Source organism: Pseudooceanicola profundus (assembly GCF_054919315.1).
Window position 1 is genome coordinate 448,564 of sequence record NZ_CM142898.1, and the last position, 23,987, is coordinate 472,550.

Here is a 23,987-nt window from a genome sequence, read left to right on the forward strand (position 1 = left end):
ATGGAAATCATTTGTGCACGAATGGTTTTCAGGAGGCTGTCATGGCGGGCACCAGCAGGGCCGAGGCGACGGGGCGCGTGATCGGCGTCGATGTGGGCGGAACCTTCACCGATCTGGTGCTGACCGATCCGGCGACGGGCCACGTGCGGCTGGCCAAGGTGCCCTCGACCCTCGACAATCAGGCGCGCGGCGTGATGAACGCGGTGACCGTGGCCGAGGCCGACCTGACGACGGTGGACCTCATCGTCCATGGCACGACCACCACCACCAACGCCGTGCTTGAGCGCAAGCTGGCCCGAACCGGTCTGATCACCACTGCCGGTTTCCGCGACGTGCTGGAACTGGGCCGCCGCACCCGCCCGCAGGCCTATGGCATGAAGGGCAGTTTCACGCCGCTGATCCCCCGCGATCTGCGCCTTGAGGTGCCCGAGCGGATGGATGCACAGGGCCGCGTCGTCACTGCGCTGGACGAGGACGCCCTGCGCGCCGCCGCGGCGCAGCTGCTGGAGGCCGGCTGTGTCTCGGTCGTGGTGCATTTCCTTCATGCTTACGCCAACAACGCCCATGAACTGCGCGCGGGCGACATCCTCGCCGAGGTCTGGCCCAATGATCACATCACCCTCGGCCATGCGCTGCTCTCGGAAAGTCGCGAGTTCGAACGCGGGGTGACGGCGGCGGTGAATGCCTCGGTCCAGCCGCTGCTAGAACGCTATGTTTCGCGCCTGACCGGCGAGCTGGAGGCGGGCGGCTATGGCGGCGACCTTCTGGTGATGAACGGCAACGGCGGCATGGTCTCGGCCCGCACGGTGTCGCGCGAGGCGGCCAAGACGGTGATGTCGGGCCCCGCCTCCGGCGTCATGGCCGCGGCCTTCACGGGCCGGGCGGCGGGTCTGGAGAACCTGCTGACCTACGACATGGGCGGCACCTCCACCGATGTGGCCCTGATCCGCGATGCGCAGCCCGCCGTCAGCAACGAGATCGAGGTGGAATACGCCATGCCGATCCACGTCCCCATGGTGGACGTGCGCACCGTGGGCGCGGGGGGCGGCTCCATCGCCAAGGTGAACGCCGCCGGCCTGCTGGAGGTCGGCCCCGAAAGCGCGGGCGCGACGCCGGGCCCGATCTGTTATGGCCGGGGCGGTACCCGGCCCACGATTTCAGACGCGAACCTGCTGCTCGGGCGGCTCGATCCGGGCAAGCTCGCCTCGGTTGAGGGCGGCGTGATGCTGGAGGACGTGCGAAGGGTCTTCGCCGCAGAGCTCGGCGACCCGCTGGGGCTGACGCCGGAAGAGGCCGCCGAGGCGGTGATCCGCTTGGCCAACGTCAAGATGTCGGGCGCGATCCGCATGGTCTCGCTCTCGCTCGGCGCCGATCCGCGGGACTTCGCGCTCTTCGCCTTCGGCGGGGCCGGGCCGCTTCATGCCTGCGCGCTCGCGCGGGAGTTGGGGGTGCCCAAGGTCCTCGTCCCTGCCCGCCCCGGCATCACCAACGCGCTTGGCTGTGTCGTGGCCGATCTGCGCCATGACTTCGTCACCACGCTGAATCGCCCGCTGGACGCCCTGCCGATGGACGAGTTGGCCGCGGTGCTGCGCGCGCAGGAGGCCGAGGGCCGCGCCCTCATCGAACGCGAGACGGTGCCGCTCAGCGAGGTGCGCGCGGTCTTCTCTCTCGACATGCAGTTCATGGGCCAGACCCACCTGCTGCGCGTGCCGCTCGATGGGGCCGAAATTACCGCAGAGGCGCTGCTGGCACGGTTCGAGGAGGTCTATTTCAACCGCTTCCGCGTCCGGCTGGAAACGATCCGCGCCGCGGTGGTCAACGCCAACTGCTCGGTCATCGGGACGCGGCAGCCGCTCGACCTGACGATCCTGCTGGACCCGGCGGAGCGCCGCGCCACACTGGCAGAGGCACAGCGCGGCACCCGTTCGGTCTGTTTCGACGGTGCGAGGCACGACACGCCGCTCTACTGGCGCGACCACCTGCCCACGGGCGCGGTGATCCCCGGGCCCGCCATCGTCGAGCAGATGGACACCACCCTGCTGATCCTGCCCGGCGACCGGGCCGAGGCGGATGCCATGGGCAACCTGATCGTTCACATCGGAGGTGCGGCATGATCGACCCGATCACCCTCAGCGTCATTCAGGCCGGTCTGCAACAGGTCTGCGACGAGATGGACCTCAGCTTCTCCCGCGCGGCCTTCTCGCCCGTGATCGCCGAGGCCAACGACCGCTCCGACGGGATCTATGCCGCCGAGGATGGCGCGCTGATCGCGCAGGGCGCGGGCGGCCTGCCGGTCTTCGTGGGGACGATGCAATATTCCACCCGCGTGCTGGTGGAGCGTATCCGCGACGGGCTGACCCCGGCGCCGGTCGAGGGCGACATCTACATCGTCAACGATCCCTACCTCGGCGGGACGCACCTGATGGACGTGCGCTTTGCCATGCCCTTCTACCGGGATGGCGAGATCTTCTGCTGGCTGTCCAACACCGGGCATTGGCCCGATACCGGCGGCGCGGTGCCCGGCGGCTTCTCTGCCTCCGCCACCTCGGTGGAACAGGAGGGCCTGCGGCTGCCGCCGGTGCGGCTCTTCAAACGGGGCGTGCTGGACCCGGAGATCTACGCGATCATCTGCTCCAACATCCGCGTGGCGGATCAGCGGATCGGGGATGTGCAGGCGCAGGCGGCGGCCCTGAAGGTCGGGGCGGAACGGCTTTCGGCCTTGCTCGACCGTTACGGCGACGAGGTGGTGGCCGGGGCGATTGCCGAGTTGCGCGCGCGCGCCGCCCAGCAGATGCGCGCCTGCGTCGCCCTGATCCCCGAAGGATCACACGAGGCCGTGGCCTGGATCGACAGCGATGGCGTGGTGAACGAGCCGCTGGCGATCCGGCTGGCGGTGACCCGACAGGACGACGGGCTCCGCTTCGACTTCACCGGCTCCTCCGCGCCCTGCGCCGGGCCGATGAACTCGGTGCTGGCGACGACGCTCTCCTCGGTCTACCTCGCCATGCGGCATCTCTTCCCGGAGGTGCCGATCTCCGCCGGTGCCTTCGAGCCGCTGGAGGTGACGGGCGTCGCGGGGACCTTCCTCGATGCGCAATATCCCCGCCCCGTGTCGGGCTGCGCGGCCGAAGTCAGCCAGCGGATCGCCGAGGCGGTCTTTGCCGCCCTCGCCCCCGCCCTGCCCGACCGCGCCACGGCGGCCCCTGCGGGCACCTCCGGAAACTTCGCCCTTGGCGGGCACGACCCCGAGAAGGGGCGCGATTTCGTCATGTACCAGCTCTCGGGCGGCGGCTACGGCGGCAGCGCGGGCGAGGACGGGCTGGCCAATGGCTGTTCCACCATCGGCATTTCCAAGGCACCGCCGGTGGAGATCATGGAGCAGCAGTTCCCGGTGCTCTACCACCACTACGCGCTCCACGAGGGCTCCGGCGGCGCGGGCGCACATCGCGGCGGCTTCGGGCTGGACTACAAGCTGGAGCTGCGGCGCGGATCGGCGCGGGCGAGCTTCGTCATGGACCACGGCCGCTTCGGGCCGCAGGGTGCCATGGGCGGTGCGGACGGCGCGATGAACCGGGTCGAGGTGATCCGGAACGGCGCGGTCCATGTGCCGGAGCATCTGTCGAAGGAGCAGGACATTCCGCTGGCCCCTGGCGACGTGGTCCACGTCCGCACGCCCGGCGGCGGCGGCTGGGGCGACCCGATGCGGCGCGACCCGGCGCTGGTGGCGCAGGACGTGCGGCTGGGGCGCTACACGGCGGCCCAGGCAGAGGCGCTCTTCGGCGTGGTGTTGGCGGGGGCCGAGGTGGACGCCGAGGCCACGGCGGCGCGACGCGGGACCGGCGTCTAGGCGCGCCGGTCGAGAGGGGATCGCGCGGGGGCGGTGAGGCCCGTTTTCTTCGAAGAAAACGGACCGGAATTTTCGAAAATTCCGGGTGGGGTCGAGAGGTTTGCCCCGGGAGAAAAGGGACCGGGAGCCGGCATGTCCCCAGAGCGCGCCGTCTCGATCGCCGGATAGGGAACACGAAGGGCAGCGCCGCCCCGCGGGTTGGCGCTATAGCGCCGCCCCATGGGGGCGGGACAGATCGAGAGGTCAGCAGGGTACCGTCAGACGCCCCGGCCCCACGTCAGCCCTTCGCGGCGTCCAGCGCGGCCCAGACCCGTCCCGGGCTCGCGGGCATCGCGAAATCCTCGACCCCGCGCTGCGCGAGCGCATCGCAGACCGCCGACATGCCGGCTGCCATGCCCCCGACGGAGCCGGCCTCGCCCACGCCCTTCACCTTCAGCGGGTTCAGCGCGGTCGGCACCTCGTGGAAACCGCAGTTGAAGAGCGGCATGTCTTCGGCGCGCGGCATGGCGTAATCCATGAAGGTCCCGGTCAGCAGTTGCCCGTCGCCCTCGCCATAGCGCATCTCTTCCAGGAACACCTGCCCCAGCGCCTGCACCGCGCCGCCGTGGATCTGGCCCTCGGCCAGCTGCGGGTTCAGCACCACGCCGATGTCCTCGATGGCGGAATAGCGGTCGAGCCGGGCGCGCCCGGTCTCGGGGTCGATCTCCACCTCGGCCACGTGGCAGCCGTTCGGGAAGGTCGGCCCGTCGGTCTCGAAGATACCGCGCCCGATCAGCTGCACGCCGCTTTCGGCCGCCAGCTTCGCGACCTCGGTCATCTCAATCTCGCGGTCGGTGCCGGCGATGCGGAAGGTGCCCGCGTCATACTCGATGTCGGCGGCATCCGCCTCCAGCGCGTCGCCCGCGATCTTCTTGGCCTGCGCGATCACCCGCGACACGCCGTCCTGCAAGGCGGAGCCGCCCAGGATCATGGCCGAGGACCCGCCCATGCCCTTGCCCTTCTTCACCGTCTCGGTGTCGCCCTGCACGTAGCGGATGCGGTCCGGGCTCAGGCCCAGCTCGGCGGCGGCGAGGTCGACCATCGCCGTCTCCAGCCCCTGACCCGCCGAGAAGGCACCCACGGCCACGGTCACCGTGCCGTCGGCATTGAAGGAGATGTCGGTGGCGTCATCGGACTTGCGCCCGTAGGGCCCGCCCGAGGTCTCGACGCAGAGCGCGAGGCCGAAGCCGCGCAGCAGGCCCTTGGCCTCGCTCTCGGCCTTGCGGGCGGCAAAGCCCTCCGCATCGGCCTTCTTCAACCCGGCGTCGAGGATCGCGGGGAAATCGCCGCTGTCGTAGTCGAAGATGAAGGGCGAGGTCCAGGGCATCTGGTCGGGCTGGATCAGGTTCCGGCGCCGCAGTTCGATCGGGTCGAGACCCAGCTGCCGCGCGGCCTTGTCCACCAGCTGTTCGATGATGAAGGTCGCCTCGGGGCGGCCCGCGCCACGGTAGGCGGTCACAGGCACGGTGTTGGTCAGCACCAGCTCGATCCGGGCGGCCACGGCGGGGGTGCGATAGACCCCGGCGATGCCGCCGATGTTCAGGATCGCGGGCATCGAGCGGCCCGTGGCATAGGCGCCGATGTTCTGGAGCACCTCGACCGAGAGCGCGGTGAAATGGCCCTCGGCGTCCAGCCCGAGGCTGGCATCGAAGACCATGTCGCGGCCGCCCTCGTCAGAGAGGAAATCCTCCGACCGGTCGGCGCGCCAGCGCACAGGCTGTCCCAGCATCTTGGCGGCCCAGAAGACCAGCATCTCCTCGCGGAGCGGGCCGCTCTTCATGCCGAAGGCACCGCCCACGTCCCGGGACACGACGCGGATGCTCTCCGCCTCCATGCCGAAGCAGGACGCCAGATCGGCCCGCAGCGCCACCGGGTGCTGGTAGGAGGCATAGAGCGCCAGCCGCCCGCCCTCTTCCATGTGGGCGAAGGCGTTGCGCGGCTCCATCGCAACGGCGGTCACGCGGCTGATCGGCAGGCGCAGATGCACCACCTTGTCGGAGGCCTCCAGCGCGGCGCGGGTCCCGTCCCAGTCGCCCCGGCCCCAGATCGCGCCGATGTTGCCAGCACGGTCATCATGGACCAGCGGCGCGCCCTCGGCGCGGGCGTCGGTCACATGCACCACCGCGTCCAGATCGTCGAAATCGACCTCGATCGCCTCGGCGGCATCCATGGCCTCGGCCAGGCTCTCGGCCAGGATCATCGCCAGCGGCTCGCCGAGGTAGCGGATACGATCCGAGACCAGCAACGGACGCTCGGTGGCGGTGTACTTTGTGCCGTCCGGCCCCTCGACGTTCAGCGGCGCCTGATAGGCCGCGACGCCATCGGCCTCGAGGTCCGCAGCGGTGAAGATCGCCACGACGCCGGGCATCTCGCGGGCGTCCTCGACGTTCAGGGTGGTGACGGTGCCATTGGCGATGCTGGCGCGCAGGAAATAGGCCTTGAGCGCACCGGGCTGCGCAAGGTCATCGGTGTAGCGACCCTGACCCGTGATCAGCCTGTCATCCTCGATCCGTCCGAGGCGGGGGGGCATTGCGGTCATGGGGCGTCTCCTGTCCTTGCGTCATCGGGCGGGGCCCGGCGCGGCGAGGGAACAGGGGATCGGCGCGGGTTGCAAGAGGCGATCCTGCAAACCGGCCATTCATTCGCGCGCGCCTGCGCGGCCCGCCCGTCCGGCGGGCAGCACGACAAGGGCCCAGCCCCGGCGTCGCACGCGAACCGGCCCCCGGACAGGACGAAAGACGGTCCCTTGGACAGGTCTCAAACGGATCTCAACCGGGCCCCGTTCAGGCCGCGGTCGGGCCCGCGCAGGATCAGATGACCTCTTCGAAGCCGATCTTGCGGCCGATCTCGACCAGCTTGCCCGCTTCGTCGTGGTAGTCGTTCACGGCCTTCTTGTAGAACTCGAGCTGCGCCTGGTAGAGCTCCGCCGGCGTGCGGCAGTGCAGCATCGTGTGGGTGAAATCCACGTCTTCCTTCATCCGCGCCGCGGTGAAGGTGGACAACTCCGACCCGAATTCCATCCAGGTTTCAAAGAACTGCGCCGCGGGCCAGACCGGCATGTCCTTGCTGTCCAAGAAGCCTGCGGCCTTCGGAGCGGTGGTTTTGGTGGCACACATGGCACGTCCTTTCAAACTGACTTTCAAACTGGTTACCCCAAGGGGAATCATAGCAGAGCCGTGAAACATGGATTTGACGCGGATCAATCCGGCGGGGTTTCCGCGACAGATTCTGCCCGATCTGTCCGCTTGAGCGCAATTTATCGGCGGATCGACGCCGGCGCGGTGCAAATTTCATCTGCGCCGATATGGCCCCCGCGCGGCGGATCGCGCTCGCATGGCCCTGTCGCGACCAACTCACCCCCCCTCCCTGCCGCAGATCGCGGCACCGCAGCATGATCCAGCGCAAATCCGCCCGGAACATGGACGGTTATGCTGTCACCGCAACGTCACGTGCCGGTTGCAGCTTGTCCCGCGAGGCAGGCGGAGGCTAGGCAGGTACCGTCGCGTAAAGGTCAGGAGTGTTGCACCATGATGATCGAGAACCGGACGTTCGATGAGCTCTCCCCGGGGGATACCTCCCAGATCCGTCGGCTCTGCACGCAGGATGACCTGATCGCCTTCGCGAATGTCTCGGGCAATCACAACCCGCTGCACCTGCATGACTACGACGGCGATGGCGACGGCCTGCACGAGGCGGTGGCCCCGGGCATGTTCCTGGGCTCGCTGATCTCCGCGGTGCTCGGCAACGTGCTGCCCGGCGCGGGCACGCGCTACCGGTCGCAGCAGTTCACCTTCCACGAACGCGCCCATGCCGGGGAAGAGCTGATCTCGACCGTCACGGTGACGGCGAAGGACGCGGCCACCGGCACAGTGACGCTGGACACCACGATCCGCCGGGTCTCGGACGATGCGCTGATCCTCAGCGGCGAGGCCCTCGTGGAGGCGCCAAGGCACAAGCTGCATTACTCCACCATCGACCTGCCGGGCCTCATCGTCCAGCGCCACCGCCACTTCGAGGCGCTGCTGGCCAAGGCCGAGCCCCTGCCCGCGCTCAAGACCGCCGTGGTCTGCCCGGAGGAGCCGAACTCGCTCGGCGGCGCGCTGCTGGGCCGCGATCACACGCTGATCGAGCCGATCCTCGTGGGCTGCGCCCGCAAGATCGCAGCCTGCGCCGAGGAGATCGACCGCCCCCTCGACGGGATCGAGGTGATCGACCTGCCCGACCACAACGCCGCCGCCGAGAAGGGCGTGGCACTGGTGCACGAGGGCCGGGCCCACGCGGTGATGAAGGGGCACCTGCACACCGACGTCCTGCTGCGCGCGGCCCTCGACAAGGCCAAGGGGCTGCGCACCGGGCGCCGCTTCACCCATGTCTTCGTGATGGATGTGCCGGGGCTCAACCACCCGCTGCTGGTCACCGATGCGGCGATCAACATCCAGCCCGACCTCAAGACCAAGGTCGACATCGTGCAGAACGCCATCGACCTCGCGCTGTCGCTGGGGATCGAACAGCCCAAGGTCGGCGTGCTCTCGGCGGTGGAGACTGTGAACCCCGACCTGCCCTCCTCCATCGACGCGGCGTTGCTGAGCAAGATGGCGGACCGGGGGCAGATCACCGGCGGGCTGGTGGACGGGCCGCTGGCGATGGACAATGCCGTGGACCTTGCCGCCGCGCGGACCAAGGGGATCACCTCACCCGTGGCAGGCCGGGCCGAGGTGCTGGTGGTGCCCAACCTCGACGCAGGCAACATGCTGGCAAAACAGCTCACCTACATCTCCCACGCCGAAGGCGCCGGGCTGGTGCTGGGGGCCAAGGTGCCCTTCATCCTGAACTCCCGCGCCGACGACGACATGGCGCGCCTCGCCTCCTGCGCGGTGGCGGCGCTGCACCATGCCCGCATCTCCGGGGGCGCGGCATGAGCCACCTGCTGACGCTGAACGCGGGCTCCTCCTCGCTGAAGTTCGCGCTCTATGCCACGGCGGAGGGCGATCCCGTCCCCCGCGCCGTAGGCAAGGTGGAGCGGATCGGCTCCGCCCCCGTCCTGTCCCTGACGGACAGCGCCAGCGGGCGCAGCATCGCGAAGGAGGAGCGCATCGCCGCCACCAGCCATTCGGGCGCGCTGCAGGCCGCGCTTGCCGCGCTGGAGGGCGCCTACCCCAGCGCCCGGGTCCGCGCCGTGGGCCATCGTGTCGTCCATGGCGGGCGCAAGCATTCCGCCCCGGCCCGGCTGACGCAGGAAGTCATCGCCGATCTCGACCAACTCTCGCCCTTCGCGCCGCTGCACCAGCCGCACAACCTCGCCGGTGTCCGTGCCGCGGTGGAGGCCTTCCCGGAGGCGCTGCAGGTGGCCTGTTTCGACACCGCCTTCCACCGCTCGCATCCCTTCGTGAACGACACCTTCGCCCTGCCGAAAGAGTATTACGAAAAGGGCGTGCGGCGCTACGGCTTCCACGGGCTGAGCTACGACTACATCACCGGCGTGCTGGAGGCAGAGTATCCCGACCTTCACGAAGGCCGCGTCGCCGTCGCCCACCTCGGCAACGGGGCCTCGCTCTGCGCGATCCGGGCCGGGCGGTCGCTGGCCTCGACCATGGGGTTCTCGGCGCTGGACGGGCTGCCGATGGGCACGCGCTCGGGCCAGCTCGACCCGGGCGTGGTGCTCTACATGCTCCAGCAGGAGAAACTCTCGCCGGAGAGGATCGCCGAAATCCTCTATACGAAATCGGGTCTTGCCGGAATTTCAGGCATCAGCCACGACATGCGCGACCTGCTCGGCTCAGACAGCGCGGACGCGAAGAACGCGGTGGATTACTTCACCTTCCGCATTAGGCGCGAACTGGGGGCCATGGCCGCCGCACTGGAGGGGCTGGACGGCATCGTCTTCTGCGGCGGCATCGGCGAGAACGCGGCCCCCGTGCGGCAGAGGATCTGCGATCCGATGGGCTGGCTGGGGGTCTCGGTCGACCCGCAGGCCAATGCCGCGAACGCGCGGGAGATCGGAACCGGCAAGATCCGCGTGCTCGTCATCCCCACGGATGAGGAGATCGTGATCGCACGCGCGGCAGCTGCACTTCTGTAGGCCCGATACGGCCCGCCCTGCGTTGACCCTGCCGAGGCCACCCATATACTCCGCCGCATGACACGCCGCGCCGATGCCGTTCGAAACCGCGCCCGCCTGCTGCAGGCCGCGCATGAGGTCTTCCTGAATGAGGGGATCACCGCACCGCTGGATCACATCCGGCAGGTGGCCGGTGTCGGTCGGGCCACGCTCTACCGCAACTTCCCTGACCGGGGCGCGCTGGTGGAGGCGCTGCTGGAACGTTCCTTCGAGCGGATCGAGACGCTGGTGGCGGGCCGGCAGGACCCCCATGCCTTCTTCGACCTCCTTACCGCCACGGTCAGCGAAATCTCCGACAACTGCACGCTCTACGATTTCTGGCGCTCCCAGACCGCCGAGCCGCAGGCGGTGGAACGCCTGCAGGACCGCCTGATCCGCTGTTTCGAGGCCCCGATCGACGCCGCCAAGTCCGAGGGCCTGCTGCGCGCGGAGATGACCGCGGAGGACATGGCGCTTGGCCTGCGGATGATCGGCGCGATGCTCAGCGGGCACCCGCCGGCAGAGCGTCCGACGCTGGCGTGGAAGGCCGTGCACCTGATCGTCCATGGCATGATCACGCCCGAGGGCGCGCAGGAGATCGGCCCCTGCCCCCAGCCAGCACCCGCGACGCAGACCGGGGACGCCCCGGCGGACGCCCCCGTCTCCTGATCCCGACCTCTTCCCGGGGGATGTCTCCCCGGGTGCCTGCGGTCAGATGACCGCTTCGAAGAGCGCCTTGGTGTTCTCGACCGTCATCGCGACCGGGTTGCCCCCCACCGAGGGGTCGGTCAGCGCCATTTCGGTCAGCAGGTCGATCTTGTCGGTCCCCACGCCAAGCGCCGAGAGCTTGGCCGGGATGCCCAGCATCTCGTTCAGCTCCACCACGCGGGCGCAGAAGCCCTCGTAGCCGCCCGCGATGCCCATGTAGGCCGCGGCGCGGTCCAGCCGCGCCTCGATCTTTGGCCTATTGAAGGCGAGGCAGGCGGGCATGACGACGGCATTCGTCGTGCCGTGGTGCGTGTTGTAGAGCGCGCCGACCGGATGGCTCAGCGCATGGATCACGCCGAGGCCCTTCTGGAAGGCCACCGCCCCCATCATCGCTGCGGACATCATCTGCGCCCGCGCCTCGAGGTCCGTGCCATCGGCATAGGCGCGCGGCAGGTAGTCGTTCACCAGCCGCAGCCCTTCCAGCGCGACGCCCTGGCTCATCGGATGGTAGAAGGGCGAGGAATAGGCCTCGAGGCAATGGGCGAAGGCATCCATGCCGGTGCCCGCGGTGATCATCCTGGGCATGCCCACCGTCAGCTCAGGGTCGCAGATCACGACCGCGGGCAGCATCTTGGGGTGGAAGATGATCTTCTTGTAATGGGTCTCGGAATTGGTGAGCACCGTGGCGCGCCCCACTTCCGACCCGGTGCCCGCGGTGGTGGGCACGGCGACGATGGGCGCGATCTTCGCGGCGTCCGCGCGGGTCCACCAATCGCCGATGTCCTCGAAATCCCAGACCGGGCGGGTCTGGCCCGCCATGAAGGCAATCGTCTTGCCCAGGTCGAGGCCCGATCCGCCGCCGAAGGCGATCACGCCATCATGGCCGCCGGCCTTGTAGGCCTCGATCCCGGCGGCGAGGTTGATCTCGGTCGGGTTCGGATCGACCTCGGCAAAGAGCGCAGCCCCGAGGCCCGCAGCCTCCATGATCGCCAGCGTGTCCTGCGTGATCGGCAGCGCGGCAAGGCCCTTGTCCGTCACCAGAAGCGGCTTGGAGATGCCCGCCTGCTTGCAGGCCTCGGGCAGCTCCTTGATCCGGCCTGCGCCGAACTTGATCGCCGTGGGATAGGACCAGTTTCCAACGAGGGTCATGCTTTCACCTTTCTGAAATGGTAGGACCGCGGCCGGGTCAGGGCGTGGAAGCCCAGAACCGAGAGCGAGGCGCCCCGCCCGGTGTCCTTGCAGCCGGTCCAGCACATGGCCGGATCGAGGTAATCGGCGCGGTTCAGGAAGACGGTTCCCGTCTCGATCTGCCGCCCCAGCGCCATGGCCCGGTCCACGTCCTGCGTCCAGAGCGAGGCCGTCAGCCCGTAGTCGCAATCGTTCATCAGGGCGAGCGCCTCTGCATCGTCCTTCACCGGCATGATGCCCACGACGGGGCCGAAGCTCTCTTCCTTCATCACACGCATGTCGTGGGTCACGTCGACGAGGATCTGCGGCATCAGGTAGGCGCCGCCGTCATCGGCCGGGAAATCGGCCGGGTCGATCAGGGGCTTGGCGCCCTGCGCCACCGCCTCGGCCACCTGTTCGCGCACCACTTTGGCAAAGCGCGCATGGGCCATCGGCCCCAGCGTGGTGGCCTCCTCCAGCGGGTTGCCCAGTGTCAGGCCATTCACGAAGGCCACGGCCTTTTCGACGAAGGCATCGTAGAGGCTTTCGTGGACATAGATCCGCTCGATCCCGCAGCAGCACTGGCCCGCGTTGAACATCGCCCCGTCCAGCAGCGTGTCCACCGCCCAGTCGAGGTCCGCGTCCTCCATGACATAGCCCGGATCCTTGCCCCCCAGTTCGAGCCCGACGCCTGTGAAGGTGCCCGCCGCCGCTTTCTCGATCGCCGTGCCGCCGCCGACCGAACCGGTGAAGTTGATGAAGCCGAAGGCGCGTTCGCCGATCAGTGCCTCGGTCACGTCATGGGTGAGGAAGAGGTTCTGGAAAAGCTCCGCCGGGACACCGCCGCGCGCAAAGGCCTTGGCCATCCGCTCGCCCACCAGCAGGGTCTGGGAGGCGTGTTTCAGGATCACCGCATTGCCCGCGATCAGCGCGGGCGCGACGGCGTTGATCGCCGTCATGTAGGGGTAGTTCCACGGCGCAATGACCAACACCACCCCATGGGGCGCGCGTTCGATGCGCCGCTCGAAGGCGTCCGAGCTTTCCACCACGATGGGGGCCAGCGCCTCCTCGGCAACCGAGGCCATGTAGCCCGCCCGCTCGTTCATGCCGCCGAACTCGCCGCCGTAGCGCACCGGGCGGCCCATCTGCCAGGCCAGTTCCTCGACGGCCTCGGCGCTCTCCTCGTTCAGCGCGGCAAGGCCCGCCTCCACGATGGCAATCCGCTCTGCCAGCGGTTTCTCGGCCCACTCGGCCTGTGCGGCGGCGGCGCGGGCCACGGCGGCGCGTGCCTCGTCCAGCGGCATCGCGGGGCGCTCCGCATAGACCCGCCCGTCCACGGGCGAGATACATTGGATCATGTCAGTCATGTCTTACGCTCCGGTAAAGGCTTACGCCTGTTCGAAACCGTGCCGGACTTCCCAGTCGGTCACGATACGGTCCCGCTCTTCGATCTCCCACAGGGCCGCGCGGTGGTAGTGTTCCACCACATCGTCGCCGAAGGCGTCGCGCAGCATCCTGGAATTCCACAGCAGCTCCGCCGCCTCGTCCAGCGAGCGCGGCACCTCGCGCACCTTGTCGGCCTGGTAGACGTCACCATGGGTGGCGGGTTCCAGGTCCAGCCCGCGCTCCAGCCCGTCGAGGCCCGCGGCAATCTGTGCCGCCAGCGCCAGGTAGGGGTTCAGGTCCGCGCCGCCGATGCGGCATTCCACCCGCACGCCCTTGGTCCGCTCGCCGCAGACGCGGAAGCCCGCGGTGCGGTTGTCGGTGGACCAGACCGCCTTGGTCGGCGCGAAGAGCCCGACGCAGAAGCGCTTGTAGCTGTTGGGATAGGGCGCGAGGAAATAGGTCATGTCGCGGGCATGTTCCAGCAGGCCGGCCATGTAGCTCTTCATGGTCGCGGACATGCCATAGGTGTCCTCCATGTCGAGGAAGGCGGGCTGGCCGTCCTTCCAGAGCGACTGGTGCACATGGGAGGAATTGCCCGCCCGGTCGGTGTGATACTTCGCCATGAAGGTGACGGACCGCCCGTGCTTGTGGGCGATCTCCTTGGTGGCGTTCTTGGTGATCGTGTGCATGTCGGCGGTGTCGAGCGCGTCGGAATACCTGACGTTGATCTCCTCCTGCCCGACCTCGGCCTCGCCCTTGGTGTTCTCCACCAGGATGCCGGCACCGTAGAGCCCGTTGCGGATGTCGCGCATCACGCTCTCTTCCTTCGTGGTGCCGAAGATCGAGTAGTCGATGTTGTACCGCCCGAAGGTCTGCATGTTCTGGTAGTTGCCGTCGCGCATCGCGTCGAAGCTCTGCTCGAAGAGGAAGAACTCCAACTCGGTGGCCATCATGACGTCAAAGCCTATGGCCTTGGCGCGGGCCACCTGCTTCTTGAGGATCGCGCGCGGCGAGAAGGGCACGGGTTCATGGGTGTGGTGGTCCAGCAGGTCGCACATCACCATCGCGGTGCCGGGCAGCCAGGGCACGAGGCGCAGCGTGTCGAGATCGGGCTTGTGCACGTAATCGCCATAGCCCGCCTCCCAGTTGGTGGACTTGAAGCCCTGCACCGTGGTCATTTCGAGGTCGGTGGCCAGCAGGTAGTTGCAGCCGTGGGTTTCCTCGTAGCCGCTGTTCACGAAATGCACCGCGTGGAAGCGTTTGCCCATCAGACGCCCCTGCATGTCCACGATGCAGGTCAGCACCGTGTCGATCTCGCCCGCGGCGACCATTTCCTTGAGCTTGTCGAACGTCAGATTGGCAGGCATGTCCGTCTCTTCTTTCGGAAAATCAGCGCCCTGTGGCGCGAAGTTGCGGTTGGGCCGGGCGACGCGATGCGCCCGGCCCGGATGGCGTCAGCGGTAGGGATAGCCCGCTTTTTCCATGGTTGCAGCGTATTTCTTGAAGGCCTCGACGACCTTCGCGGGGCGCTCGCCCTGGGCCGCGATCTCGTCCCAGAAGGTTTCGGCGTCCTTGACCACGGTGGCCCATTCCTCGGGCGGGATCGAGGTCAGTTCCATCTTCTCGCCCTCGACGCGCAGCTTGGCCTCGCCGCCCCAGTACCAAACGGCACGGTAGTAATGCGACTGGTCGATGGTGATCTTGAAGAGCTCCTGCAGGTGCGGCGGCACCTTGTTCCAGCTTTCGGTGTTTGCGAAATACGAACCGAACCACGCGCCGGTGACGCTGTTGGTGAGGGCATAATTGCACAAATCAGCCCAACCGACCTCGTAGGCCTCGGTGAAGCCGCACCAGGCGACGCCGTCCAGCTCGCCTGTCTGAAGCGCCACTTCGACGTCATCCCACGGCACGGTCACGGGGATCAGCCCGTATTGCGACAGGAAGCGCCCGGCGGTGGGCACGCCGAAGACGCGCTTGCCGCGCATGTCCTCGAGCGAGCGGATCGGCTCCTTGGTGAAGATGTGCAGCGGATCCCATGCCCCGGCGGAGAGCCAGGTCACGTTGTCGACCTCGGAATAGGCGTCTTCCCAGATTTCCTTCAGCCCGTAGTAGTTGAAGAGCGCCGGCACATCGAGCGAGTAGCGCGTGGCGAAGGGGAAGTAGCCGCCGAAGACCGAGATATCGACCGGCGAGGCCATGGTGGCCTCGTCCGACTGCACGGCGTCGATGGTGCCGTTCTGCATGGCGCGGAACAGCTCGCCCGTCGGCACCAGCTGGTCGGCGTAGTAGAGCTCGATCTCCATCTCGCCGTTCGCCGCCTCGTTGAAGGCGTCGATCTGCGGCTTGATGACGTGGGCCCCGAGGGGCGCGCCGGAGTAGGTCTGCAGGCGCCACTTGATCGCGCCGGTCTGGGCGATCACGGCCGGGGCGGCCAGCGTGGCCGCGGCACCGACGCCCGCGCCCTTCAGGAAGCGGCGGCGGGACGACAGGATCTTCTCGGACGGTGTGGGTTTGATCAAATCACTCATATCTCTCTCCTGGGGTTAAAGGGTGGCCTCTTGTCGGGCCTTTGGTGGAACGGGGGCCTCAGCGCCCCCGCACGTATTCCGGCAGCCACAGTGCGATCTGCGGGAAAATCATGACCAGTGCGATGGTCAGCGCCATCATCGCCACGAAGGGCCAGATGGAGCGGTAGATATCGGGTAGCGTGATCTCTTTCGGTGCCATCGCCCGCATCAGGAACAGGTTATAGCCGAAGGGCGGCGTGATGTAGGCGATCTGGCAGGTCATCGTGTAGAGCACGCCGAACCAGATCAGCTGGTTGCCGAAGCCGAGGTCCAGCAGTTTCACGAGCGGCACGTAGAGCGGCGCCACGATCACCAGCATCGCCGTGTCATCGAGGAACATGCCCATCACGATGAAGCTGAGCTGCATCATGATGATCACCTGCCAGGGCGTCAGTTCCCACCGGGTGATGAAGAGGTTCTCGATCGCGCGCACCGCCCCGATGCCGTCGAAGACCGCGCCAAAGGCCAGCGCCGCAAGGATCAGCCACAGGAACATGCAGGAGATCGCCAGCGTCTTGCGCGCCGTCTCGTGCATCATGCGGAAGGTCAGCCGCCCCTTCACCGCCGCCGCCAGCGTGGCCGCCGTGGCCCCCACGGCAGAGCTTTCCACCAGCGAGGTGATCCCCATGACGAAGAGCCCGGTCATGGCGAAGAAGATTAGGAAGGGAATGATGCCCGCGCGCAGCAGCTTGAGCTTCTCGCTCAGCGGCATGGTCATCTCCTCGTCCGAGACGGTCGGCGCGAGGGCGGGGTTCAGCTTGCAGCGCACCACCACGTAGACGACGAACATCCCCGCCATGATCAGCCCCGGCAGCACGCCCGCCAGCCACAGCTGGCTCACCGGTTGCCGCGCGATCATGCCATACAGCACCATGACCACCGAGGGCGGCACGAGGATGCCCAGCGAGGATCCCCCCTGCACCACTCCGGTGATCAGCACCTTGTCGTAGCCCCGGCGCAGCATCTCGGGCAGCGCGATCGTGGCCCCGATGGCCATGCCCGCAACAGACAGCCCGTTCATGGCCGAGATGATGACCATCAGGAAGATCGTCCCGATCGCCAGCCCGCCCCGGACCTTGCCGAACCAGACATGGAGCATCCGGTAGAGGTCTTCGGCGATGCCCGCCTCGCTCAGCACGTAGCCCATGTAGATGAAGAGCGGCAGCGTCAGCATCGGGAACCAGTTGAAAAGCTTGAACGCCGCCGAGAAGGGGATCTCGATCCCGCCCGTGCCATAGAGCAGCAACACCGCCCCCGAGGCGACGAAGCCGATGGCCGCAAAGACCCGCTGCCCGGTCAGCAGCAGCACCATCATCGAGGCGAACATCAAGAGCGCGATGAGTTCATAGCTCATGCCACGTCCTCCTCGCCCATCTCGTTCGGGTCATGCTCGTCCGTCAGCGGCGCACCGCGCAGGATCGCCCAGTACTTGAAGCAGAGCGAGACGGTCTGGAGGATCATCAGGATGATGCAGCCCACCATCAGCGACTTGATCGGGATCATCGAGGGGTTCCACATGGAGAACCGGCGCTCGTTGGTCTGGATCGCGTATTCCAGCGAGGAGATCGCGCCGGTCAGCAGCACGCCGAGGTAGAACAGCAGGCAGATCATCGTGATCAGGTCGAGCCGCGCCTTCCCCGTCACCGAGAGCCGGTCATAGAGCAGGTCCATCCGGACATGGTCATTGTCCTTCAGCGTCATCGCCCCGCCGAGGAAGTAGTAGCTTGCCAGCGTGAACTGCGCCGCCTCGATGCACCAGTGCAGCGGGATGTCGATGACATTGCGCGTCACCGCGTCCAGCAGCAGGATCCCCACCATGAGAAAGATGAGGTACATGGCCACGTAGCCCACGTATTGCGATAGGGTGTCCACCACCCGGACATAGGTCCTGATTGCCTTGGGCATCTGCCCGTACTCCCTGTTCTTTTCCCCGCCCCCGTTGATCGGAGGTCAGAGCAGCTCCACCTTCGCCCGCGCCAGAGCGGCCGTGAAAGCCTCATCCGGTGTGACGTTGGTGATCAGCGTGTCGATTGCATCCAGTCTGCACAGCCGGAAGGCGGCGCGGCGGCCGATCTTGGCCCCGTTGGCCAGCACTACCACCCGTTCCGAACGCGCCATCATCGCGCGGGCCACATGGGCCTCCTGCGCATCCGAATCCATGGCGCCAGTTTCCGCGTCCACCGCGGCCACCGTGATCACCGCCTGATCCGCCTGGAAGCGGTCGATCTGGTCGATGACCATGGGTCCCACGGTCTGGGCATTGCCCGCGCCATAGGCCCCGCCCAGCAGGAAGACCTTCACGGTGCCCCCCGCCTGCCCCAGCACCTGCGCGACGCCCAGCGAATTGGTGATCACCGTCAGCCCCGGCACCTCGGCCAGCGCCCGCGCGCCAATGACGGTGGTCGATCCGGTGTCGACAAAGATCGTCTCGCCGGGCCGCACGTGGGCCGCCAGCTTGCGGCCGATCTCTTCCTTGCCGGCGGTGTCTTCCTCCATCCGCTCGGGCAGCGGCCCCTCGATATGGAGCCGCGGGCGCCGCGCGCCGCCGTGCATCTTCTGAAGCCGCCCGGCCTCGTCCAGCTGCGCGAGGTCGCGCCGGATCGTCTCGGCCGAGACCTCGAAGAGATCCGCGAGCGCCTCGACGGACATCTGCCCGGCCGCTGCGACGGCCTCGGCGATCCGCGAACGGCGCTCTGCTGGTTTCATCGGGGGGACCTCGGCAGGATCATGTGTGTGAAAACAATGGCCAGAGGAAATCCGAGGCCCCGCGCCCGTGTCAACATTTTTTCCGATCAATCGGTCAAAACCGCTGCGTCGTGCCGGGGAGAATTGACCGAACGGGCAAATCGTGCCACAAAATCCACGACTTTACCTACGACCTATCCATCACTCTCTGGGGCAGCATGGCAGCGGAACGCTACGATATCGCGGTAATCGGGGCCGGGGTGATCGGCTGTGCCATCGCCCGGGCCTTCACGCTGGACGGGGCAAACGTCGTGGTGCTCGAAAAGGCAGCGGATGTGCTCGACGGCGCCTCCAAGGGCAATTCCGCCATCCTCCACACCGGGTTCGATGCGCCCGAGGGCTCTCTGGAACAGCGCTGCGTGGCCGCGGGCCATGCCGAATACCTCTCGATCCGCGCGGGGCTCGGCCTGCCGCTCGATCCCTGCGGCGCCCTCGTGCTGGCCTGGAGCGAGGAGGAAGAGGCCCGCCTGCCCGCCCTGCTCGCCCAGGCCCACGCCAATGGCGTCACCGATGCCGCCCCCCTCACCGCCGCCGAGATCCGCCGGGAAGAGCCCCATCTCTCCCCCCGCCTGCGCGCCGGCTTCCGCGTCCCGGGCGAATCCCTGATCGACCCCTGGTCCGCGCCCCATGCCTACCTGCTGCAGGCGCTGCTCAACGGCGCCACCCTGCTGCGCAACGCCGAGGTGACGGGCGGCCAGCACGACGGCACCGACTGGCACCTCGACACCGCCGCAGACCCGCTGCGCGCCGGCCTCGTGATCAATGCCGCCGGCCTCTGGGGCGATCTGCTCGACGAGCGTCTTCTCGGCCAGCGCGATTTCACCATCCGCCCCCGCAAGGGCCAGTTCGTGGTCTACGACAAATCCGCCGCCTCCCTGGCCCACCACATTCTACTGCCGGTGCCCACGGAGAAGACCAAGGGCATCGTCCTTTGCCGCACCGCCTTCGGCAATCTCCTCGTCGGCCCCACCGCCGAGGATCAGGACGACCGCGTCACCGCCGCCCTCGTGCCCGAGGCCCTCGCCGCCCTCAAGGCCCGGGGCGAGGAGATCCTGCCCGCGCTGCGCGACCACGAGGTCACCACGCTCTACGCCGGGCTGCGCCCCGCGACGCAATATAAGGAATACCGCATCAAGGCGCACCCCGACCGCGCCATGATCACCGTGGGCGGCATCCGCTCCACCGGCCTCTCCTCCGCGCTCGGCACCGCGCAGCACGTCCGTGCCCTCGCGGAAACCCTCGGCCACCGCCCCGCCCCCCTCGCCGATCCGGTCACGCCGCGCCTCCCCAACATCTCCACCACCGCCCCGCGCGACTGCCACGCCCCCGGCCACGACGGCCTGATCTGCCCCTGCGAGGAGGTCACGCGCCGCGAGGTCGAGGCCGCCCTTAGCGGCCCCCTCGCCCCGAACACGCTCGCCGGCCTCAAGCGCCGGACCCGCGTCACCATGGGCCGCTGTCAGGGCTTCTACTGCTCCGCCGCGCTTGCCACGCTCACCCAAGGCCGCCTCGCCCAGCCCATGACCGGCCCCGCCGACCGGATGGAGGACTGAATGCCCCACGCACTCCCTCTCACCCATGCCACCCAGCCCCATCTTTCGCTCGAAAACATCCTCGGGGGGAGTCGCGCCCTGCGCGACGGGGGGCAGACAGCCCCCCTCCCCCGCCCGCCGCAGGCGCAGACCCTTCCCGCACAGCCCCCTCACACGCAACCCGCCCCACGGCTCGCCCCATGACCCGGATCGCCATCATCGGCGCCGGCCCCGCCGGCCTCTCCGCCGCCGCCGCCCTCGCCGCGGCCGGCCATTCCGTCACGGTGATCGAGCGCGAACCCGAGCCGGGCGGCATTCCCCGCCACTGCGGACACTCGCCCTATGGACTGCGCGAATACCGCCGCCTGCTCTCGGGCCGCGCCTATGCCCGCCGCCTCGCCGCGACCGCCCGTGCGGCGGGCGCGCAGATCCGCCTCTCGACCCATGTCACCGCGCTCCATCCCGGCGGCCGGATCGACCTGCTCGCCCCCGAGGGCCCCGAGACGTTGACCCCCGACCGGGTGCTGCTTGCCATGGGCTGCCGGGAAAGCTCCCGCGCGGCGCGGATGATCGGCGGAACCAAGCCCGGCGGCGTGCTCAACACCGGCGCCCTGCAGGGCCTCGTCTACCTCGACCACCTCACGCCCTTTCGCCGCCCGGTGATCCTCGGGACCGAGATGGTCGCCTTCTCCGCCCTGCTCACCTGCCGCCACGCGGGCATCCGCCCGGTGGCCATGGTCGAGCCCGGGCCGCGCCCCACCGCCCGCTTCCCCGCCGCCCTGCTGCCGAAGGCCCTCGGCGTGCCGCTCCTCACCCGGACGCAGGTCACCGCCATCGAGGGCGAGGAGCGCGTTCGCGCGATCCACCTCGCCACGCCCCAGGGCGCGCTGCGGATCGAGGCTGACGGGCTCATCCTCACCGGGCTCTTCCGGCCCGAGACGCAGCTGCTCCGCCCCGGTCCCGTCCAGATCGACCCCGGCACCGGCGGGCCGCAGATCGACCAATACGGGCGCTGCTCCGATCCGGCCTATTTCGCGGCGGGCAACCTGCTGCGCGGGGTCGAGACGGCGGGCCACTGCTGGGCCGAGGGCCGCGCCGTGGCCCAGGCGATCCTGGCCGATCTCGACGGCCGCCTGCCCGCGCCCGAAACCGGCTGCACCCTCACGCCCACCGCGCCCCTGCGCTACGTCCTGCCGCAACGCGTGGTCACGGGCGACCTGTCGCCCGCCTTCCCGCGCCTGCACCTGCGTCTTGCCGAGCCCGCCCGCGGCACCGCCCTTCTCACCGCGCCGGAGGCCGAGACCGCCCTCGGCCAGATCGACAGCCGCCCCGAACGGCGCCTCTCCCTGCCGCTGCCCACGCCCCGGGGGCCGTCCGCAGAAATCACCCTGAGGCAGCCATGACCCTGCTGGCCATCGACCAGGGCACCACCTCGACCCGCGCGCTACTGGCACAGCCGGACGGCCGCCTGCGCCTGCTCGCCAGCCACGGGCACCGTCAGATCTACCCCGCTCCGGGCCACGTCGAAAACGACTCCGAGGAGCTGATCGCCAATCTCGCCGCCTGCCTCGCCGCCGCTCCGGAGGATGTCACCGCGGTGGGCCTCGCCAACCAGGGTGAAAGCTGCCTCGCTTGGGACGCCGAGACCGGGCGCGCCGTCAGCCCGGTCATCGTCTGGCAGGACAGCCGTACCGCGCCCGAGACGGAGCGCCTGAAGGCCGGGAGCGCCGAGGCCCTGACGCAGGCCCGCGCGGGCCTGCCGCTCGACCCCTATTTCTCCGCCTCCAAGCTGGGCTGGATCCTGCGCCACATCCCCGAGGCGCAGGCCCTCGCCGCCCGGGGCCGCCTGCGCCTCGGCACCACCGATGCCTTCTTCCGCGACCGGCTGACCGGGCGCTACGAGACCGACATCACCACCGCCTCCCGGACCTCCCTGATGGACCTCGACACCGGCCAGTGGGACGCGGAGCTCTGCGCGCTCTTCGGCGTGCCGATGGACCTGCTGCCGCCGATCACGCCCTGCGCGGGGAACCTCGGCACCGTGCAGACCGGCGCAGGCCCGCGGCCACTGACCGCCAGCCTCGTGGACCAGCAGGCGGCGCTCTACGGCCATGGCTGCCGCGCGGCGGGGGATGCCAAGATCACCTTCGGCACCGGGGCCTTCGCCCTTGCGGTCACCGGAGAGACGCTCTGCCGCCCCGCCTCCGGTCCGGTCCCCACGATCGCCTGGCAGATCGCCGGCGACCGTGCGACCTATGCGCTCGACGGCGGGGTCTACGCCGCCTCCTCGGCGGTGAACTGGGCGCGGGAAACCGGGCTCTTCCAGACCTTCGACGAGATCGCCCGCTTCGACGCGCCGCCCGCCATCGCCCGGGGCCTCGCCTTCGTGCCCGCGCTCGCGGGCCTCGCCTGCCCCCATTGGGACCGCTCGGCGCGTGGCGCATGGATGGGGCTCTCGCTCGACACCTCGCCCGCCGACATGATGCAGGCGCTGCTGGAGGGCGTGGCCTTCCGCGCAGCCGAGGTGCTGGAGAGCATGGGCGATGCGGTGCCGCTCGCGGCCCCCGTCTCCATCGACGGCGGGATGAGCGCGAACCCCTATATCTGCCAGTTTCTCTGCGATGCGCTCGGCCGCGACATCCGCATCTCGGACGAGGCGGAGCTGACCGCGCTCGGCACGGCGGCGATGGCGGCGGCGGGGGCGGGAACGGTGCTGGAGGCCGCACCGAAGGGCCGCCTGCTGCACCCGCGCGCCCTGCCAGACGGCGCCACGGCCCGGTTCCGGGCCGCGCGGGAGGCCGTGCAGTCCTATGGGCGCGCCGTGACGGGCTGAGGGGCAGCCCCTGCTACGGCTCAGACCTCCGCCCCGGCGGTAGGATAGCGCGGGCCGATATCCAGCCCGCGCCCGCGCCTCAGTCGGCGATGATCTCCTGCCGCTGCTGGCCGAGGCCCTCGATCCCCAGCTCCACCACGTCGCCCACCTTCAGGTAGCGCGGCGGCTTCATCCCCATGCCCACGCCCGGGGGCGTCCCGGTCGAGATCACGTCGCCCGGCATCAGGGTCATGAACTGGCTCAGGTAGCTGACCACATGGGCCACGGCGTAGACCATTGTCGTGGTGGCGCCGTCCTGCATCGTCTCGCCGTTCACGGTCAGCCACATCTTGAGGGCCTGCGGATCGGCGACCTCGTCCCTGGTCACCAGCCATGGCCCCAGCGGGGCAAAGTTGTCGCAGCTCTTGCCCTTGGTCCATTGGCCCGCGCGCTCGGTCTGGTAGGCGCGTTCGCTGACGTCGTTCGACACCGCGTAGCCCGCGACGTAGTCGAGCGCCTCGGCCTCCGAGACGTATTTCGCGGGCTTGCCGATGATCACCGCCAGCTCGACCTCCCAGTCCAGCTTTTCGGACCCGCGCGGCAGCGGCGTGGCGTCGTTGGGTCCGCAGATCGCGGTCAGGCCCTTGAGGAAGAGCACCGGCTCTGGCGGGACCTGCATGCCCGCTTCCTCGGCATGGTCGGCATAGTTGAGGCCGATGCAGAGGAACTTGGTGGTGCCCGCGACGCAAGGCCCGATGCGGTCTGCCGCCAGTTCCGGCAGGCTCATCGGGTCGAGCGCGGCAATCTTGGCCAGCCCCTCAGGCGAGAGCACGTCACCCTTGATGTCCTCCACCACGCCGCTGAGATCGCGGATCGAACCGTCATCTGCGAGAATGGCCGGTTTTTCAGCCCCTTGCGGGCCGACACGCATCAATTTCATGGAAACCTCCCTGTTGGTCTTGCCCCTTTCCTAGCGGAAGCGCTGGGGAATGACAGCCCTTCATGGCGGTGCCAGCGGGCCGTCAGGGGGGCGTCAGGGAGAACCACCCCTGATCCCTTGCCCTTACGGGAGGGTCGCGCCCGTCCC

The 23,987-nt window shown here is 68.7% G+C and carries 18 protein-coding genes; 8 read left to right on the top strand and 10 right to left on the bottom strand.

The window, feature by feature from the left end; translation table 11 throughout:
- Positions 1 to 41 precede the first annotated feature (41 nt).
- Together ACX9MO_RS02060 and ACX9MO_RS02065 are read left to right on the top strand one after the other, a co-directional pair.
- Positions 42 to 2,114, top strand: a complete 2,073-nt coding sequence (locus ACX9MO_RS02060; RefSeq protein WP_462213366.1) for a hydantoinase/oxoprolinase family protein — start codon at positions 42 to 44, stop codon at positions 2,112 to 2,114.
- The gene (locus ACX9MO_RS02065; protein WP_462213367.1) at positions 2,111 to 3,847 is read left to right on the top strand and encodes a hydantoinase B/oxoprolinase family protein; all 1,737 of its coding nucleotides are present in this window, start codon (positions 2,111 to 2,113) and stop codon (positions 3,845 to 3,847) included. Before ACX9MO_RS02060 ends, ACX9MO_RS02065 begins: the two co-directional genes overlap by 4 nt.
- A 277-nt stretch (positions 3,848 to 4,124) precedes the next feature.
- Here the strand turns inward: ACX9MO_RS02065 and ACX9MO_RS02070 are convergent, their stop codons facing one another.
- Positions 4,125 to 6,425, bottom strand: coding sequence for a xanthine dehydrogenase family protein molybdopterin-binding subunit (locus ACX9MO_RS02070; RefSeq protein ID WP_462213368.1), 2,301 nt, complete (start codon positions 6,423 to 6,425; stop codon positions 4,125 to 4,127).
- 271 nt (positions 6,426 to 6,696) lie between these two features.
- Positions 6,697 to 7,002: a phasin family protein gene (locus tag ACX9MO_RS02075; protein WP_222492652.1), complete on the bottom strand. Its 306-nt coding sequence runs from the start codon at positions 7,000 to 7,002 to the stop codon at positions 6,697 to 6,699.
- A 411-nt stretch (positions 7,003 to 7,413) separates the two neighbouring features.
- Here ACX9MO_RS02075 and ACX9MO_RS02080 point away from each other — a divergent pair, with 411 nt between their 5' ends.
- Genes ACX9MO_RS02080 through ACX9MO_RS02090 form a run of 3 tightly spaced genes read left to right on the top strand, consistent with a single transcriptional unit; the run spans position 7,414 to position 10,652 of the window.
- Positions 7,414 to 8,805 (top strand): bifunctional enoyl-CoA hydratase/phosphate acetyltransferase, encoded by a 1,392-nt coding sequence (locus ACX9MO_RS02080; RefSeq protein ID WP_462213369.1) that lies wholly within the window; start codon positions 7,414 to 7,416, stop codon positions 8,803 to 8,805.
- Entirely contained in the window at positions 8,802 to 9,965 is a 1,164-nt protein-coding gene (locus ACX9MO_RS02085; RefSeq protein ID WP_222492649.1) for an acetate/propionate family kinase, read from the top strand. The genes ACX9MO_RS02080 and ACX9MO_RS02085 overlap by 4 nt, the downstream gene beginning before the upstream one ends.
- A gap of 57 nt (positions 9,966 to 10,022) precedes the next feature.
- The gene (locus ACX9MO_RS02090) at positions 10,023 to 10,652 is read left to right on the top strand and encodes a TetR/AcrR family transcriptional regulator (RefSeq protein WP_222492647.1); all 630 of its coding nucleotides are present in this window, start codon (positions 10,023 to 10,025) and stop codon (positions 10,650 to 10,652) included.
- A 42-nt stretch (positions 10,653 to 10,694) separates the two neighbouring features.
- On the opposite strand, the gene ACX9MO_RS02095 is transcribed toward ACX9MO_RS02090, so the two are convergent.
- From ACX9MO_RS02095 to ACX9MO_RS02125, 7 genes are all read right to left on the bottom strand, one after another.
- Entirely contained in the window at positions 10,695 to 11,840 is a 1,146-nt protein-coding gene (locus tag ACX9MO_RS02095) for an iron-containing alcohol dehydrogenase (RefSeq protein WP_462213370.1), read from the bottom strand.
- A complete protein-coding gene (locus tag ACX9MO_RS02100; protein ID WP_222492643.1) occupies positions 11,837 to 13,225 on the bottom strand; it encodes an aldehyde dehydrogenase family protein in 1,389 nt (462 codons plus the stop codon). Before ACX9MO_RS02100 ends, ACX9MO_RS02095 begins: the two co-directional genes overlap by 4 nt.
- Positions 13,226 to 13,246: 21 nt before the next feature.
- Positions 13,247 to 14,611, bottom strand: coding sequence for a glutamine synthetase family protein (locus ACX9MO_RS02105; RefSeq protein ID WP_462213371.1), 1,365 nt, complete (start codon positions 14,609 to 14,611; stop codon positions 13,247 to 13,249).
- Positions 14,612 to 14,698: 87 nt separating this feature from the next.
- Complete coding sequence (locus tag ACX9MO_RS02110; protein ID WP_222493053.1) at positions 14,699 to 15,733, bottom strand: TRAP transporter substrate-binding protein; 1,035 nt, start codon at positions 15,731 to 15,733, stop codon at positions 14,699 to 14,701.
- A 97-nt stretch (positions 15,734 to 15,830) separates the two neighbouring features.
- Positions 15,831 to 17,165 (bottom strand): TRAP transporter large permease, encoded by a 1,335-nt coding sequence (locus tag ACX9MO_RS02115; protein ID WP_222492639.1) that lies wholly within the window; start codon positions 17,163 to 17,165, stop codon positions 15,831 to 15,833.
- Positions 17,162 to 17,716 carry a TRAP transporter small permease subunit gene (locus tag ACX9MO_RS02120; RefSeq protein ID WP_222492637.1) on the bottom strand — a complete coding sequence of 185 codons (555 nt, stop codon included), beginning with the start codon at positions 17,714 to 17,716 and terminating at the stop codon, positions 17,162 to 17,164. Before ACX9MO_RS02120 ends, ACX9MO_RS02115 begins: the two co-directional genes overlap by 4 nt.
- 45 nt (positions 17,717 to 17,761) lie before the next feature.
- A complete protein-coding gene (locus tag ACX9MO_RS02125; protein ID WP_462213372.1) occupies positions 17,762 to 18,517 on the bottom strand; it encodes a DeoR/GlpR family DNA-binding transcription regulator in 756 nt (251 codons plus the stop codon).
- Between the two features lie 197 nt (positions 18,518 to 18,714).
- On the opposite strand from ACX9MO_RS02125, the gene ACX9MO_RS02130 reads away from it, so the two are divergent.
- The 3 genes from ACX9MO_RS02130 to ACX9MO_RS02140 all read left to right on the top strand — a co-directional run bounded on the left by ACX9MO_RS02130 (position 18,715) and on the right by ACX9MO_RS02140 (position 22,921).
- Positions 18,715 to 20,109, top strand: coding sequence for an FAD-dependent oxidoreductase (locus tag ACX9MO_RS02130; RefSeq protein ID WP_462213373.1), 1,395 nt, complete (start codon positions 18,715 to 18,717; stop codon positions 20,107 to 20,109).
- A 179-nt stretch (positions 20,110 to 20,288) separates the two neighbouring features.
- Positions 20,289 to 21,491: an FAD-dependent oxidoreductase gene (locus ACX9MO_RS02135; RefSeq protein ID WP_462213374.1), complete on the top strand. Its 1,203-nt coding sequence runs from the start codon at positions 20,289 to 20,291 to the stop codon at positions 21,489 to 21,491.
- Positions 21,488 to 22,921, top strand: a complete 1,434-nt coding sequence (locus tag ACX9MO_RS02140; protein ID WP_462213375.1) for an FGGY family carbohydrate kinase — start codon at positions 21,488 to 21,490, stop codon at positions 22,919 to 22,921. Before ACX9MO_RS02135 ends, ACX9MO_RS02140 begins: the two co-directional genes overlap by 4 nt.
- A gap of 79 nt (positions 22,922 to 23,000) precedes the next feature.
- Here ACX9MO_RS02140 and ACX9MO_RS02145 read toward each other — a convergent pair whose 3' ends face one another.
- Positions 23,001 to 23,840, bottom strand: a complete 840-nt coding sequence (locus tag ACX9MO_RS02145) for a fumarylacetoacetate hydrolase family protein (protein WP_462213376.1) — start codon at positions 23,838 to 23,840, stop codon at positions 23,001 to 23,003.
- Positions 23,841 to 23,987 lie beyond the last annotated feature (147 nt).